Raw genomic sequence first — 16,006 nt, 5'->3', positions numbered from 1 at the left:
GATGCGCCATGGACCTTCCGCTCAAGAACAACCGCAACTTCCTGACGATCAACGCCACGGATGGACTGGAGGTTCTGAAGGGGCTTTCGTCCCCTGTGCGCATAAATATTCTCAAGCTTCTCCATTCGCGCGGACCGCTCAACGTCAACGAGATCAGCGACGCGCTGTCACTACCGCAGTCGACGGTCGCGACGAACGTCCAGGTGCTGGAAAGCTGCGACCTCATCCGCACGGAAACGGTGAAGGCGACCAAGGGCCAGCAAAAGATCTGCGCGGCGCGCTTCGATGAGATCGTGCTGCGCTTCGACGACTACGATCTCAAGACCAGGTCGAATGTGATCGAACTCTCGATGCCGCTCGGCCTCTACACCAATTGCAGCGTATCGCCGCCCTGCGGCCTGTGCTCGAGCGAGGCCGTTATCGGTCTCCTCGACGTGCCCGACTTCTTTCTCGACCCGGACCGGATGAAGGCGGGGCTGATCTGGTTCGAACGCGGCCATGTCGAATACAAGTTTCCGAATAACGCAAAAATCCTGCAGGCCGAGATCGAGGCGCTCGAGTTCAGCATGGAACTGTCGTCCGAAGTGCCCGGCACGAACGCCAACTGGCCTTCCGACGTCAGCGTCTGGGTGAACGACGTGCTGGTCGGCACCTGGACCTCGCCCGGCGACTTCGGCGACAAGCGCGGCATCTACACGCCGCGCTGGTGGAAGCTCGAAGGTTCGCAATATGGTCACCTGAAGACATGGAAGATCACGGCCGATGGGAGCTATCTCGACGGCGAGAAGACCTCGGATGTGACGCTCGACCAGCTTCATCTTGCCGAGCACCATTCGATACGCTTGCGGGTCGGCATCGACGAGCACGCCGAGCATCCGGGGGGCGTGAACATCTTCGGCAAGGGTTTCGGCAATCACGATCAGGATATCATCCTGCGCCTGCATATTCGGCGGGACTCCGAACGCGCCAACGCCCCCGCGAGTTGACCGAACGGCGCCGGCTGCTCGATCCACGCTTGTCTGCGCACCCGGTTGAGACGGGTTGACTTACCCACCCTGTTCAGGATCAGATATTGCGGGTACATATCCGAATATTTGATACAGTCAGGGGAACGCGATGAAGGCGAAAGCTGTCGTCCACAAGGATTTTCGCATCGGCCGGATCGACGACCGCGTCTACGGCGCGTTTCTGGAGCATCTCGGGCGGGCGATCTACACCGGCATCTACGAACCCGGCCATCCGTCCGCCGACGAACACGGGTTCCGCCATGACGTGATCGAGATGGTGCGCGAGCTGAACGTCCCGGTCACGCGCTATCCCGGCGGCAATTTCGTCTCAGCCTATAATTGGGAGGACGGGATCGGGCCGAAGGAGAGCCGCCCGGTTACGCTCGACTATGCCTGGCGGACGAAGGAGACCAACGAGGTCGGCATCGACGAGTTCGCGGCGTGGTGCGAGGCGGCGGGCACGGAGCTGATGCTTGCCGTCAATCTCGGCTCGCGCGGTCTGGACGAAGCGCGCGGACTGCTCGAATACTGCAACCACCCGGGCGGCAGCCGCTGGAGTGACCTGCGCATCAAGAACGGCCGGCGCGAACCATATGACGTGCGCCTGTGGTGCCTCGGCAACGAGATGGACGGGCCGTGGCAGGTCGGGCACAAGACCGCCTACGAATACGGTCGCATCGCCAACGAGACAGCGAAGGCGATGAAGGCGTTCGACCCGACGTTGCAGCTCGTCGCCTGCGGCAGCTCGCACTCGTTCATGCCGACCTATCCGCAATGGGAGGCTGATGTCCTCGACGAGTGCTACGACAATGTCGATTACCTGTCGCTGCACATGTATTTCGAGAATTACGAGGACGATTACCTCAATTTCCTCGCCAAGCCGGCGATTCTCGACCGATACATCCAGACCGTGAGCGGCGTGATCGACTATGTGAAGGCCAAGAAGAGGTCGAAGAAGGACATCCATATCTCCTTCGACGAGTGGAACGTCTGGTATCACTGCCGCCGCCAAGACAACGACAATTTCAAAAATTGGGACTGGCCGGCGGCGCCGGCGCTGCTCGAGGAGGTCTATAATTTCGAGGACGTGCTCGTCGTCGGCTGCATCCTCAACACCTTCATCCGCCGCGCCGACCGCGTCCGGATCGCCTGCATCGCGCAACTCGTCAACGCCATCGCCCCGATCACCACCGAGCGCGGCGGGCGCGCCTTCCGGCATACGATCTACTATCCCTACCTGCTCGCCTCACGGCATGGGCGCGGCGAAAGCCTGGCCGTCGCGGTCGACGCGCTGCGTTACGACGCCAAGGCGGCCGACGACGTGCCGTATATCGATGTCGCGGCGGTGCATGACCAGGCGGGCGGCACAGTCGCGCTATTTGTCGTCAACAAACACCCGGACGAGGAAACCGAACTCACAGTCGACCTTGCCGGCTTTGCATCGGCTCGGCTGATAGAGCACATCCTCATACATCATCCGGACCTGAAGGCGGTGAACAGCGCCGACGCACCGGACGTCGTGAAGCCGCGATTGCAGAACGGCTCGGTGGTCGAGGAAGGCCGCCTTTTGAGCCGCCTCAAGCCGCGTTCCTACAATCTCATCCGGCTGTCGGTGTGATTTCCCTTTGCCATGCGGAGTGTTTTCGGCGCTCCCGCATGGCCGGCAGGAGCAACAATCCGGGGTCGCAAATCGATTTTGTATCAGATATTGCGATATGTATCAGGTTCTATTGACCAGATTTTATCGCCGGGTTAGCTTCCTACCCCAACGACAATAAGCCATCGCATCACCGGTGCGATTGGCACAGGGAGGAATGACGATGCGCATCATGCGAGTCTTGGCGTTCTTCGCGAGCGCGTGGTTGATTGCACAATCCGCTCTTGCTCAAGGTATTTCGAACCTGCCGCGCGAAGAGACCATCATCATCGAGAATCCGCAGGGCACGATCACCAACCCGCCCTGGTTCAACATCTGGATGGTGGCGCGCGGCGGCAACTCCAACGGGCTGCAGCAGCTCGGCATGGATACGCTCTGGTACATCGATCCGGATGCCGGCATCGACGGCGTGTGGGACAATTCGCTCGCCGCCGATAAGCCGCAATACAACGCCGATTTCACCGAGATGACGGTCAAGCTCCGAGACGGCATCCATTGGAGCGACGGCGTGGAGTTCACTGCAGACGATGTAGTCTTCACGGTCCAGACGCAGATGAAGAATCCCAGCATGATCTGGGGGCCGGTTTTCCTGGCGAGCGTCGACACCGTCACGGCGCCGGACAAGCACACCGTGGTCTTCAAGCTCAAGCGGCCCAACTCGCGCTTCCACGCCACGTTCACGGTGCGCTGGAACGCGGCCTGGATTATGCCGAAGCATGTGTTTGAAAAGGTGGAAGACCCGACCAAGTTCGACTTCAACCCGCCAGTCACGATCGGTCCCTACAAGCTTCACAGTTTCGATCCGAACGGCAAATGGTACATCTGGGAGAAGCGCGAGGATTGGCAGCGCACGTCGCTTGCCCGCCATGGCGAGCCGGGCCCGAAATATGCCGCCTATATCGACCCGGGCCCGCCGGACAAGCGCGTCATCCTGCAGCTCAATCACCAGCTCGACATCATCCACGACACGTCGCCCGAGGGTGTGTTCACACTGATCAAGCAGTCGCCGACTTCGCAGGGCTGGTTCAAGGGCTTCCCCTACGCCCATCCCGATCCGACGCTGCCGGCGGTCATGTTCAACCATCAGGTCGAGCCGTTCCAGAACGCCGACGTGCGCTGGGCGCTGGCGCTGCTGATCGACATCAAGGCGGTGTCGATGGCCTCCTACCGCGGCGCGGCTACGATCTCTGCGATCGGTGTTCCGCCGACGGGCCTCTACGGCGAGTATTATTTCGATCCGCTCGAGCAGTGGCTTACGGATTTCGAGATCGACACGGGCAAGCAGAAATACAAGCCTTACGACCCGACGGTCGGCCAGCAGATCGCCGATATGCTGAGGCCGTCGATGGGCGAGCAGATCCCGACCGATCCCAAGGAGATCGCGAAGGCCATCGGCCGCGGCTGGTGGAAGCCCAACCCGGAGGCCGCTACTGAGCTTCTGGAACGCGCCGGCTTCACCAAGCAGGGCGATCAATGGCTGAAGCCGGACGGCACGCCCTTCTCGATCACGCTTCTGGTCGAAGGCGACCAGCGGCCGGTCATGACCCGCGCCGGCACGATGATCGTGCAGCAATGGCGCCAGTTCGGCATCGACGCCAAGACGCAGGCCTACCCGTCGGACTTCTTCCCGCGCGTCGAATCCGGCGACTTCGAGGCCGCGATCGCCTGGAGCGTGGAGACCTGGGGCGGCCACCCCGACCTGTCCTTCTTCCTCGACAGCTGGCACTCGGAATTCCTGAAGCCGAGGGGCGAGCGCCAGCCGCCGCGCAACCGCCAGCGCTGGACGCATCCGGAACTCGACAAGATCATCGAGGAGATCCGCACGATCGACTTCGACGATCCGAAGGTACAGGAGCTCGGTCAGGAATATATCAAGCTCGCGGTCAGGGAGATGCCGATCATCCCGCTGATGTCGTACAATGTGTTCACGATGATGGATACGACCTATTGGACGGGATATCCGAGCGCCGATGATCCCTACACCAACCCGGTGTCGAACTGGGCGAACACCAAATACATGTTCGTCAGGCTGAAGCCCGCCAAGGCCCAGTAGCGGCGGACAGGGAGCGAGGCGGCACTCCCCCGCCTCGCTCCCGAACAGGTGTAAAATGAAATGATGCAAGCCGCGGCACGGTCGAAGCGATGAGAACCTACGCGCTCTATCTCGTCAGACGCTTCGCACAATTCCTTCTGGTCGTCTTCATCGGCATCAACATCGCCTATCTCATCACCCACCTCACGCCGGTCGATCCCGTCGAGCAGGCGATCAGTTCCGTCACCATGTTCGGCCAATCCAGCCCCGAGATGGTCGAGGTGATGCGCAAGACGCTGCGCGAACTCTATGGTCTGGAGGGTTCGCCCTGGGAGCAGTACGTCTCTTTCTGGAGGCGCATGGCGACGGGCGATTTCGGGCCGTCGCTATCGGCGTTCCCGACGCCGGTCTCAACGCTGATCTGGCAGGCGTTGCCATGGACTTTGGGACTGCTCGTCTCCTCGACGCTCATCGCCTGGATTGTCGGCAATTTTCTCGGCGGCCTCGCCGGCTACTATCGCAAGAACAGCCTGCTCAAGGCCCTGGGCATCCTGGCCATGAGCCTGCAGCCGATCCCCTACTACATCGTCGCCTTCATCCTCCTCGTCGTCTTCGGCTACCTCTGGCCGGTCCTTCCGATCAGCGGCGGCGCCGAGATGAACATCGACCGGCAGGGCTTTGCCTTCGCCGCAAGCATCGTCAGGCATTCCATCCTGCCGGTGCTGTCGCTTGTGCTGGTAGGGCTGGGCGCGTGGTTCATCGGCATGCGCTCGCTCGTCTCCAACATCGTGACAGAGGACTACGTCACTTATGCGGAACTCGGCGGCGTCGATCGCCGCCGCATCCTGTTCTCCTATGTCATGCGCAACGCGCTTTCTCCCCAGTTGACCGGGCTCGCGCTGTCGCTCGGCGCCATCTTCAACGGCGCGATCATCACCGAATTCGTGTTCGGCTACCCCGGCGTGGGCACGCTGCTGGTCCGGGCCGTGAATTCGGGCGACTACAGCCTGGTGCTCGGCATTACATCGGTTTCAATCATCGCGGTGGCGACAGCGATCCTGGTCATCGACATCATCTACCCGCTGCTCGATCCCCGCGTGGCGCGGAGCTGACCTGATGCTGAGGACAGTCCGCGACCTCTTCCGCTACAACCTCGAATTCGCGCTCGGCGCGATCCTGATCCTGATCGTTTTCGCTTTCGCGGCCGCCTCGTTCTTCTCGCCCTATTCGCCGATGGACATTTATGTCGTCGCGCCGGACGTGCCGCCGTCTTGGGCCTATCCGTTCGGCACCAATTCGCGTGGGCAGGACGTGTTCTGGCAGCTTACGGTGGCCATCCGCAACTCGCTGCTCTTCGGCATTTCCGTCGCCCTGATGAGCCGCGTCCTGTCGCTGCTGATCGGGCTGGTCGCCGGCTACGCCGGCGGCATCACCGATCGCATCCTGATGACGATCAACGACACCTTCGTCGTGATCCCGCTGTTTCCTATCCTGGTGCTGTTCTTCTTCATGATGCGCGACAACATGTCGTGGCCGATGCTTGCCATCGCCATGGCCTCGCTCGGCTGGCCCTACGACGCGCGGCTCATCCGCTCTGTGGCGCTCAGCCTCAGGACGCGCGAGTTCACCGCGATGAGCGTCTTTTCCGGCATGAGCACCCGGCAGATCCTCGTTGAGGAGCATCTGCCCTATGTTCTCCCCATCGTCTTCTCGACCACACTCAACAACATGAACTGGTCGATCGGCCTGGAGGTGACGCTTTCGGTGATCGGCTTCACCAACATCGAGACACCGACGATCGGCACGATGATCTACTGGGCCAACCAGCACACAGCGATGGTCGCTGGCGTCTGGTGGTGGATCCTTTTCCCCGTCGTCCTGGTCATCATGACCTTCCTGGGGCTCTACCTGCTCTCCGTTTCTATGAATGAATATATCGATCCCAGAAGCCGCCTCACGCGCATGGGAGGCCAGGCATGAATGCGCGGCCGCACGCGAACGGGTCGGCGGACATCATGCTCGACGTCAAAAATCTGCGCGCCTATTACGTCATGAAGTATTTCGGCACGCAGCGCGAGGTACGCGCCGTCGATGACATTTCGCTGCGGGTCGGGAGGAACGAGATCTATGGCCTCGCCGGCGAATCGAGTTCCGGCAAGACCACCTTCATCAAGACCATCGCTGCAGCGATCCGGCCGCCGCTCACGGTCGTTGGCGGCTCGATCCGCTACAGCTTCCTCAACCGCGACATTTATAGGCTCGACCGTGCGGCGCTGTCGGCCATCCGCTGGCGCCATCTCTCCTATATCCCGCAAGGCTCAATGAACGTGCTCAATCCGGTCCGGCGTGTGCGGGAGTCCTTCAACGATTTCGCGCTTCCCCATATGGACCTGCCGAAGCGGCAATTCTTCGGGGCCATCATCGCGCATCTGGAACGTCTCCAGCTCACGCCGGGCGTGCTCGACGCCTATCCCCATGAACTCTCGGGCGGCATGCGCCAGCGCATCGCGATCGCGCTTGCAACCGTCTGCCGGCCCGATTTCATCATCGCCGACGAACCGACGACGGCGCTCGATGTGGTCGTGCAGAAAAGCGTTCTCGAGCTGATCCGCGAGGCGCAACGGGAGATCGGCTCGTCAATGATCTTCGTCACTCACGACATGGCCGTCCATGCCAACATCTCCGACCGCCTCGGCATCATGTATGCCGGGCGCCTGGTGGAGGAGGCGCCGACGGCCGAGATTTTCAGGAGCCCGAAGCACCCTTATACGCAGCACCTCATCGCCAGCCTGCCACGGATCGGCGACTTGTCGGCCAAGCGAGCGCTCACCGGCGCGCCGCCCAGTCTGGCCGAGCCGCCGAGCGGCTGCCGGTTCCATCCGCGCTGCCCGCTCGCCATGGACATCTGCCGCGAGATGCATCCCGAGCTGATCGCGATCGATCCTCGCCATCGCGTCGCCTGCCACGCCGTCAGTCCCGCTGCCCAGCGGGATGGCGTGTTCGAAGCAACAGCGAAACAACGGACCGGGCTCGTTCAATGACGGGCGAATTGCTGAGCCTCGAAGGGGTGACGAAGAGCTACGCGTCGGGCGGGCTGCTTGCGCGCAAAACCTTCAATGCGGTCGACGAGGTCAGTTTCGCGCTTGATGCCTCTCGCCCGGAAATCTTCGCCATCATCGGCGAGTCGGGCAGCGGCAAGACGACCCTCGCCCGCATGATCCTGAACATGGTTCCGGCGAGCGCAGGCGCGATCCGCTTCCGCGGCAAGGCGCTCGCGACTATTCGCGGCCAACGCGCGCGGCTCGATTTCATGCGCCAGGTGCAGCCGATCTTTCAAAACCCGTACGAGGCCTTCAATCCGCTGAAGCGCGTCGACCGTTATCTCTACGCCACGGCCCAACGGCTGGCGGGCGTCCGTCGCAGGGACGTGGACGGCGTGTGCGACGAGGCGCTGCGCAAGGTCGGCCTGTCGCTGACGGAGGTGCGCGGGCGCTTTCCGCACGAATTGTCCGGCGGCCAGTTGCAGCGCACCGCGATCGCCCGCGCGCTGATCTCCGGTCCCGCGCTACTCGTCGCCGACGAGCCCGTATCGATGGTCGACGCGTCGCTCAGAATGTCCATCGTAGAGCTGTTCAAGGCGCTCCGCGACGAACTCGGCGTGTCGATCGTCTACATCACCCACGACCTCGCCACCGCCTATCACATAAGCGACCGCATCATCATCATGCAGAAGGGCCGCGTGGTGGAGGGCGGCGACGCCCGGGCCGTGCTCGACGATCCGCGGCACCCGTATTCGAAACTCCTGAAAAGCGCGGTACTTTCACCCGACAACGTCGGAATCGATCCGCAAGCCACTATGCACGCCTCCGATCCCAACACCGTGCCTGTTGATGTCCGGACTGTCTGAGCACCGGCAAAGGTTTCTCTCGGCTCAGGTCGCGTTCGGCGTTCACACCCTGACGCCAGTCACTTCATCGAAGAGATGCAGCTGATCTGACGATATCTGCAGTCCGACCATGTCACCGGGGCGGACAGGCCCGCGTCCCGTTTCCACCACGACCAGTTCCGGCGTCGTTGCGGCCGTGATGAAGGTCGTGAAACCCGTGGATTCGACGATCGCGACAGGAACGTCAAAGCTGCCCTGCCCTGGTTCGGCGATGCCGATATGTTCGGGGCGAATGCCTACCGTTACCTTGCGCCCCGGCTGCAGCGGTCGGCTAACGGCCAATGTCCCTCTGACGGTACCGAGGTCCAATCTTAGGGTCTTGCCGTCATCGCCGACCGTCGCCGGAATGAAGTTCATGGCCGGCGATCCGATGAACCCGGCAACGAATTTGTTGACCGGCATGTCGTAAAGATCGAGCGGCTTGCCCTGCTGCTCGATTATGCCGTCGCGCATGACCACGACGTGGTCGGCCATCGTCATCGCCTCGATCTGATCGTGTGTGACGTAGACGGAAGTAGCATGCAGACGATCGTGGAGCGCACGAATTTCCTTCCGCATGTGAACTCGCAGGGCTGCATCCAGGTTGGAGAGCGGCTCGTCGAAGAGAAAAGCCTTCGGATGGCGGATGATGGCGCGGCTCATTGCGACGCGCTGGCGCTGGCCGCCGGAAAGCTCCCTCGGATACCGACCCAAAAGATGAGACAGACCGGTGGTCGCCGCCACCTCTGCCGCAGCCTTTTTGGCCTGCGCTCTGGCGACACCCCGGATACGTAGGCTGTAGGTGAGGTTCTCCTCCACCGTCATATGCGGATAAAGCGCATAGGACTGGAAGACCATCGCAACGTCCCGCTTGCGGGGCGGCACGCCGTTCATCTGCTGGCCTGCGATCTTCAGGTCGCCGGTCGAAATCTTTTCAAGCCCGGCCAGCGACCGGAGCAGGGTCGACTTGCCGCAACCCGACGGCCCGACGAGCGCGACGAAAGTGCCTTCGGCTATCGAGAGATCGATATCCTTCAGCGCATGGAAGGAGCCGTAATGTTTGTTGACGCCGCGCAATTCGATCTGAATCGTCATTTGAGGGCTCCAGAGGTGAGGCCGGACACGATGCGTCGCTGCAGAAGAACGAAGATGGCCAGGATGGGCGTCACATACATCGTGGCGTAGGCCATGATGTTGTTCCACTCATTGGTGTTCGGCCCCATGAAAGAGTTCAGCCCGACGCTTGCCGGCTGAAGCTCGGCGGCCTGAATGATCGACTTCGAATAAACGAATTCTCCGAAGGCCTGCATGAAGATGAGGAGGGCGCTAACGAGGATGCCGTTTCGCGCAAGTGGCAGAACGATGCTGAAAAAAGCACCGATCCGGGAATTGCCATCGACAAGCGCGGCTTCCTCGAGTTCCTGCGGAACGCCCATAAAGGTCGCGCGCACAAGCACGACGAAGAAAGGCATGCTCTTTGCCGCAATCGCGATGATGACCGCCAGGCGCGGATATTCCAGCATTCCGAGCTGCGAAAATCCGACAAAGATCGGCGTGATCATCAATGACGCCGGAAGAACCTGCAGCATGAGGATCAGGAAAAGCCCTACATCCACCCAGGCATTGCGGTAGCGCGCCAGCACATACGCGCAGCCGACGCCCAGGACGGAAATCAGCGCGACCGAGCCGACCGCAATGACCAGCGAGTTCCACAGATACCGCCCCATGTTCCGGCTTTCCCAGACGAAGGCGTAGGTGCTCCATTGCGGGGAGGCCGGCCAGAAACTGGGCGGCGTCGCGAACACTTCCGAGCCGCTCTTCAACGTAGTGACGTACATCCAGTAGAGCGGGAACAGGTAGATCGCGGCCATGACGATGGCGATCGCGAGCATCAGACGGTCACGTGTGGTCCCGTTCATCCGCGCACCTCATGACGCGTGGAGCGGACGTAAACCAGCGCTGCAATCATGACGAAGACGATCATGACGACCGAAACTGTGGCTCCCTTGCCGAAGTCGTACTGGCGGAACGACAGCTCCCACGCCCAGTACTGCGTCACGTTCGATGCGTTGTTCGGCCCGCCGGATGTGATCGCGGCGAAAAGGTCGAACTGCTGCAGCGTGAAAATGAGTCCAAGCGCGACGATGGCTCCGATTGTCGATCGCATCGTCGGCAGCGTGATGGTCCAGAAGCGCTGCCAGGCGTTGGCGCCATCCAGTTCGGCGGCTTCGTAGAGGTCGCCCGGAATGCCCGAAAGCCCGACCGACAACAGGATCATGTTGAAAGACGTGCCGAGCCAGATATTGGCCAGGATTACCGCATAGAGCGAATAATCCGGGTCCGAGCGCCAGAAGATATTCGCGTCAATCAGCCCGGTTTCGCGCAGGATGAAGTTCAGGACGCCGAAATCACCGGACAGGATCCAGCCCCAGATGGCGCCGACGACCAGACCCGGCATGACCCAGGAAACAAGGAACAAACCTCGCAGCCATGAGGCGCCCGGGAAATTGACCCAGAAAAAGAGCGCCAGTCCGAACCCGATCAGAAACTGACCGGCGATCGAGCCGACGACGAAAATCAGCGTGTTGAGCAGGATGGGATACGTTTCAGGCTGGGCAAAGAGATCTGTGTAGTTTCTCAGTCCCACGAAAGGACGCGAGAAAGTGCCGAGGCTGAACATGTCGACCTCCTGAAAGCTCATCACCACATTGTAGACGAGCGGCAGGCCCGACATCAGGAGCAGGAACCCGAGCGGGAAGGCGACAAGGGCAATATCGAAGCCCAGGCCGTCCCGCATGCTCGAAAAGAGCCTTTTCATCGATCCTCCGCTACTCCGACGAGGGCCGCTTCCCGCTAGGAAAGCAAGGAAACGGCCCTGCCGGGAGGAACTGTGGTCACCGCTTTGGCGGTCTTCCAGCAACACCTGCAACTATCCCAGGACACCCTTGATCTTCTCGGCCGCCTGGTCGAGTGCGTCCTTGGCGCTCATCTGGCCCGTGAGCGCCGCCTGGATGGCGTCTTGAATGGCCTTGGAAATCTTTGGCCATGCCGGATGCGGGCCGCGCGGCTTGGCGTATTTCATCTGCTCCTGGAAGACCGCAAGCGCCGCATCCTTCAAGGGTTCGCCGGTCTTCGGGATCGAGATGTCCGATCGCGCAGGCAGTTGGCCAAAATTCTGGAACAGCTTGTCGTCCTGCGAGACGAAGAACTCCAGCGCCTTGAATGCCTCCTCGGGGTGTTTGGTGGTGGCAAAGATCGCCCAGTTGAAGTCGCCCATGGCCGAGGAACGTTCCGCACCCGGGTGCGGGATCGGCAGGAGTGTCACGCCCCAATCGAATTTTGCCTCCTGCACCATCCGGTCGAGTTCCCATGGGCCCGAGATCACCATTGCGGCGTTTCCGGAATTGAAGGTGCCGGTGGAATCCCATTGGCTGCGCGTCAGCGTATCGGGCGAAGCCAGCTTTTCGTCGATGATCGTCTTCCAGGTTTCCAGCGCCTTCACTGCGCCTTCGGCATTGATATTGTCGTAGCTGCCGCCGCCCATCTGGGCCCAAGGCAGAAACTGGAATGTGCCCTCCTCATTGCCTTTGGCGGAGAAAGCCAGCCCGTAGACGTTCGCGGCCGGATCGGTCAGCTTGCGCGCTGCCTCGATGAGCTCGTCCCAGGTCTGCGGCGGCTTGGCGGGGTCGAGGCCCTTCGCCTTGAACATGTCCTTGTTGTAGTAGAGCGCGATCGTGTTGGTCGCCTTGGGAATGCCGAAATTCTTGCCATCCCACATGGTCGAGGCAAGCGGCCCTGGAAAATAGTTCTCCGGCTTCACGACGGACGATTTGGCGATCATGTCGGTGAGGTCGAGGAATGCGCCGCGCGACGAGAACAACGCATGTTCGGGGTTGTCGACGGTAATGATGTCGGGGGCCTGGCCGGAGGCATAGGCCCGCATTGCCTCGGTAACGACGTCATCGAACTGGATCTGGCGGTATTCGATCTTGATGCCGTTGTTCTGGGCGTTGAATTCCTTGATCAGGTTGGGAGCGGGCTGGATGTCGCGGTCGAGAGACCAGAGCGTCAAGGTGACGTCCTCGGCCTGCGCGTTGAGGCCGAAAAACGGGCTGGTTGCGAGAGCCAGCGCGCCGATAAACGCATATTTGCGGAAACTCATCTTCTCCTCCGTTTCGTTGTTTTTCGTGACCGGTAAACTCCTCCATGCCGGTCACCATGCACGTCATCCCGGATCAGCGACGAACGCGCCTCCCCTGGCATTCTTGAGGTGATTGAGGGCAAAGACCTGGCCTGTCATTTCGAGCCCGTCGCGGTAGACGGGATCGTGCCAGCCCTCGATATCGATCGAGCCGCTCCAGCCCGCCAGGCGAAGCTCCGAAATGATGTCGGTCCAGTTGCTGTCGCCGAAGCCCGGCGTGCGCATGAAGACGAACTTCTCCTTGCCGAAGATGCCGTGCTCCCTGATCACATCCCACCGGATGGTCGCATCTTTCCCGTGGACGTGGAAAATCTTGTTCGCCCATTTGCGGATCTGGGGCAGCGGCTCGATGAGATAGACCATCTGATGGCACGGCTCCCATTCGAGGCCGATATTGCTGTCGGGCGTCTCGTTGAAGATCAGCTCCCAGGCGTCCGGATTGTGTGCGATGTTCCAGTCGCCGCTCGCCCAATTGCCGTCCATGGCGCAGTTCTCGAAGGCGATCTTCACGCCCTTGTCGGCGGCGCGCTTGACGAGTTCGCTCCAGATTTCCTTGTAGCGGGGAAGGCTGTCCGTCAGCGGCTTGTTGCGGATGCGTCCTGTGAAGCCGGCTACACAGCTCGCCCCAAAATGGTGGGCGTTGTCGATGCAATCCTTCCAGCCCTGCAGCGTCTGCAGATCGATCTCGGTTTCCTCGAGCGGGTTGCCGAACATGCCGAGGGTGGAGATGGTGATGTCGCGATCGCCAATCGCGTCCACGCAGCGTTTGCCGAGGTCGGCGAGATCCTGGCCGTTGGTCGTTTGCCAGAAAAACGGTTCGAAGCTTTCGAAACCCAGATCGGCGATTTCGCCGATGCGCTTGGCCGCATCGCCCTTGTTGGCGCTTACCATGGTGCCGATGCGGATCGATTTTGTCAGGTCGGTCATTGATGCTCCTCAGGCCGCGATCATTACGCGTTCGCGCCGGCGGGCGCTTTCGATGGCGCCGAAAACCATGGCAAGGCTCTTGATGTTGTCGCTGCCGTCCGTTTCCGGCGCGACGCCGGTGCGGATCGCGTTCAAAAAACCTTGAATGACGCTGGCGTGGCCGTGGGTATCCGCCTCGCGTGAAGGCGCGGGCACTTCGATCTGGCTCACCTCGCGCAGGAACCCCGTCTCGCCGGACACGACATGGGCGTCGATCTTGTCGACGCCGTCCCAGAGCAAGGTCCCTTTGGTGCCGATGACACGCCACGCGCTTTCCCAACTCGTGCGCGCGCCCTCCGCGCACCAGGAGCCGCGATAGGTGAACGCGACATTGTCGGAAAATTCGAAAATCGCGTTGGCGGCCGCGCCATGGCGATACCAGGAACCGCGTGGATTGCTTTCATGGCAATAGACCGCCAGCGGTGTCTTTCCGGACACGAAACGCGCCGCATCGAATGTGTGGATCGCCATGTCCAGCAGCAGCACGTTGTCCATCTGCTCACGGAAACCGCCAAAGTGCGGCCCGATGAAGAAATCGCAGTGGATGCCGGTGAGTTCGCCGAGAGCGCCGCTCTCGACGACCCGCCGCATGCGACGAACGCCGGAGATGAAGCGCCTGTTCTGCACGATCGCATGGATGCGCCCCGCCCGGTGTGCAAGGGCAATCAGATCTTCTGCTTCCTCCACCGAAGCCGCCATCGGCTTCTCGCTGAGCACATGGCAACCAAATCCAAGCGCAGTGGTAACGACGCGGTGCCGCGCCGCCGGCACGACGATATCGAAAACGAGATCGGGCCGCGTCGCTTCAAGCACCGCGTTCAGATCGCTTCCGATGACTGCATCTGGGAGGGAAAATTCTTCGGCAAGCGCCTTGGCAACCGAAAGATCGAGATCGATCAACCCGACGATCTCGACAGCGTCCTTCAGGGCGGGAGTTTCGGCAAGCGCTCTCAGCCAGCCCTTGGCCATAGCTCCGCAGCCACAAACCACCGCTTTCATCGGCACGATGCTCCTCCCTCACCGGCGAATGAAGATTGCCGCCGGAAACGATTACGAACAGCTGATTTGGCTTTCGTAAACGTTTACGATAGTAGTTTGACGCTCATAACTATGTCAATGGGTGAATCGCTGGAATCAGGTGACGGGAGAAAGACGTAGGAAAATGAAGGGCATCCACCTGCTTGCCAAGCATCTTAATGTGTCGATCGGGACCGTGTCGCGGGCCCTGAACGGCAAGCCGGACGTCAATGCCGAAACGCGCAAGCGGGTGCTGGAGGCGGCGGAGGAGCTCGGATATGTCCCCAACCAGTCGGGACGTGCCCTGCGCAAAGGGGCAACGGGCGTGATCGGCTTCATGATGCAGACGGGCAGCGAGATCACCGGGCAAGGTGACACGTTCTTCATGAACGTGTTCGACGGCGTGCAGACGGTTTTTGCCCGCCATAAGCTTGATCTGGTCGCCCTGCTCTGCTCGTCGCAAGAAGATCCGAATGATTATCTCAGGCGCATCGTCGCGCGCGGGTTCGCCGACGGTCTCATCCTGTCCTCGACGAGGCGGATAGACCCGCGCTTCGATTTCCTGGCAAAGCGCAAGATCCCGTTCATCTCCCTCGGCCGCAGCCTGACCGACGTCGGCCAACCCTGGCTCGATCTCGATTTCGAAGGAATGGCCCAGGCCTCGATTGACCGCCTCGTGGCCAGGGGGCATCGGCGGATCGCGGTAACTCGCCCCCACGACGACATGAATCTTGGCTATGTTTTTGTCGATCGATGCCGGGAGGCATTGGCAAGCCACGGGCTCGCTCTCGAGGAGGACCTGATCTTCCGTTCGATGCCTAGCGAAGCTGGCGGCTACCAGATCGCTCGCGCGATCCTCGCCTGCAAGGAACGGCCTACTGCCGTCGTGCTCGTCAACGAGACGATCGCCATCGGTCTCTACCGCGGACTGGAGGAAGCCGGGGTGAAACCCGGACGGGACATTGCCGTCATCGGACGCCACAGTCCGCATGCTCGCTTCCTGTCGCCGTCACTTACGTCCTTCAGCCTCAATTTGCGCGATCTGGGCATTTCGCTGGCCGAAACTCTGCTGGCCACCATGCCGCTTTATGCCGAATCCTATCCGCAAGGCGCTTCGCGCCGGCTTTGGCCCTTGGATTTCGTTCCCGGCGAGAGCGACGCCTTTTCTCCGCAATAGCCGTACTGACCTGGCGCGAAATGC

At 61.2% G+C, this 16,006-nt stretch carries 14 protein-coding genes; 8 read left to right on the top strand and 6 right to left on the bottom strand.

Going from position 1 to position 16,006, the window contains the following annotated elements; genetic code table 11:
- Window positions 1-8 precede the first annotated feature (8 nt).
- The 7 genes from ABVK50_RS02375 (at window position 9) to ABVK50_RS02345 (ending at window position 8,603) form a co-directional block, all read left to right on the top strand.
- Window positions 9-986 (top strand): helix-turn-helix domain-containing protein, encoded by a 978-nt coding sequence (locus tag ABVK50_RS02375; protein WP_353642965.1) that lies wholly within the window; start codon window positions 9-11, stop codon window positions 984-986.
- A gap of 130 nt (window positions 987-1,116) precedes the next feature.
- Entirely contained in the window at window positions 1,117-2,625 is a 1,509-nt protein-coding gene (locus tag ABVK50_RS02370; protein WP_353642966.1) for an alpha-N-arabinofuranosidase, read from the top strand.
- 202 nt (window positions 2,626-2,827) lie between these two features.
- On the top strand, window positions 2,828-4,717 hold the full coding sequence (locus ABVK50_RS02365; protein ID WP_353642967.1) for an ABC transporter substrate-binding protein: 1,890 nt from the start codon (window positions 2,828-2,830) through the stop codon (window positions 4,715-4,717).
- 89 nt (window positions 4,718-4,806) lie between these two features.
- Window positions 4,807-5,808 (top strand): ABC transporter permease, encoded by a 1,002-nt coding sequence (locus tag ABVK50_RS02360; protein ID WP_353642968.1) that lies wholly within the window; start codon window positions 4,807-4,809, stop codon window positions 5,806-5,808.
- A gap of 4 nt (window positions 5,809-5,812) precedes the next feature.
- The gene (locus tag ABVK50_RS02355; protein WP_353642969.1) at window positions 5,813-6,676 is read left to right on the top strand and encodes an ABC transporter permease; all 864 of its coding nucleotides are present in this window, start codon (window positions 5,813-5,815) and stop codon (window positions 6,674-6,676) included.
- A complete protein-coding gene (locus ABVK50_RS02350) occupies window positions 6,673-7,737 on the top strand; it encodes an ABC transporter ATP-binding protein (RefSeq protein ID WP_353642970.1) in 1,065 nt (354 codons plus the stop codon). The genes ABVK50_RS02355 and ABVK50_RS02350 overlap by 4 nt, the downstream gene beginning before the upstream one ends.
- Window positions 7,734-8,603, top strand: coding sequence for an ATP-binding cassette domain-containing protein (locus tag ABVK50_RS02345; RefSeq protein ID WP_353642971.1), 870 nt, complete (start codon window positions 7,734-7,736; stop codon window positions 8,601-8,603). Before ABVK50_RS02350 ends, ABVK50_RS02345 begins: the two co-directional genes overlap by 4 nt.
- A gap of 42 nt (window positions 8,604-8,645) precedes the next feature.
- On the opposite strand, the gene ugpC is transcribed toward ABVK50_RS02345, so the two are convergent.
- The 6 genes from ugpC to ABVK50_RS02315 all read right to left on the bottom strand — a co-directional run bounded on the left by ugpC (window position 8,646) and on the right by ABVK50_RS02315 (window position 14,793).
- The gene (gene ugpC, locus ABVK50_RS02340) at window positions 8,646-9,716 is read right to left on the bottom strand and encodes a sn-glycerol-3-phosphate ABC transporter ATP-binding protein UgpC (RefSeq protein ID WP_353642972.1); all 1,071 of its coding nucleotides are present in this window, start codon (window positions 9,714-9,716) and stop codon (window positions 8,646-8,648) included.
- Window positions 9,713-10,540 (bottom strand): carbohydrate ABC transporter permease, encoded by an 828-nt coding sequence (locus tag ABVK50_RS02335; RefSeq protein WP_353642973.1) that lies wholly within the window; start codon window positions 10,538-10,540, stop codon window positions 9,713-9,715. Before ABVK50_RS02335 ends, ugpC begins: the two co-directional genes overlap by 4 nt.
- Entirely contained in the window at window positions 10,537-11,439 is a 903-nt protein-coding gene (locus tag ABVK50_RS02330) for a sugar ABC transporter permease (protein ID WP_353642974.1), read from the bottom strand. Before ABVK50_RS02330 ends, ABVK50_RS02335 begins: the two co-directional genes overlap by 4 nt.
- A 111-nt stretch (window positions 11,440-11,550) precedes the next feature.
- Complete coding sequence (locus ABVK50_RS02325; protein WP_353642975.1) at window positions 11,551-12,783, bottom strand: sugar ABC transporter substrate-binding protein; 1,233 nt, start codon at window positions 12,781-12,783, stop codon at window positions 11,551-11,553.
- A gap of 63 nt (window positions 12,784-12,846) precedes the next feature.
- Window positions 12,847-13,749 carry a sugar phosphate isomerase/epimerase gene (locus ABVK50_RS02320; RefSeq protein ID WP_353642976.1) on the bottom strand — a complete coding sequence of 301 codons (903 nt, stop codon included), beginning with the start codon at window positions 13,747-13,749 and terminating at the stop codon, window positions 12,847-12,849.
- A 9-nt stretch (window positions 13,750-13,758) separates the two neighbouring features.
- On the bottom strand, window positions 13,759-14,793 hold the full coding sequence (locus ABVK50_RS02315) for a Gfo/Idh/MocA family oxidoreductase (protein ID WP_353642977.1): 1,035 nt from the start codon (window positions 14,791-14,793) through the stop codon (window positions 13,759-13,761).
- Between the two features lie 157 nt (window positions 14,794-14,950).
- Here ABVK50_RS02315 and ABVK50_RS02310 point away from each other — a divergent pair, with 157 nt between their 5' ends.
- Window positions 14,951-15,982, top strand: coding sequence for a LacI family DNA-binding transcriptional regulator (locus tag ABVK50_RS02310; protein WP_353642978.1), 1,032 nt, complete (start codon window positions 14,951-14,953; stop codon window positions 15,980-15,982).
- Window positions 15,983-16,006: the final 24 nt, after the last annotated feature.

This window comes from Mesorhizobium sp. WSM2240, assembly GCF_040438645.1.
Classification (GTDB): domain Bacteria; phylum Pseudomonadota; class Alphaproteobacteria; order Rhizobiales; family Rhizobiaceae; genus Allomesorhizobium.
This window is presented reverse-complemented; position numbering and strand designations above follow the sequence as displayed.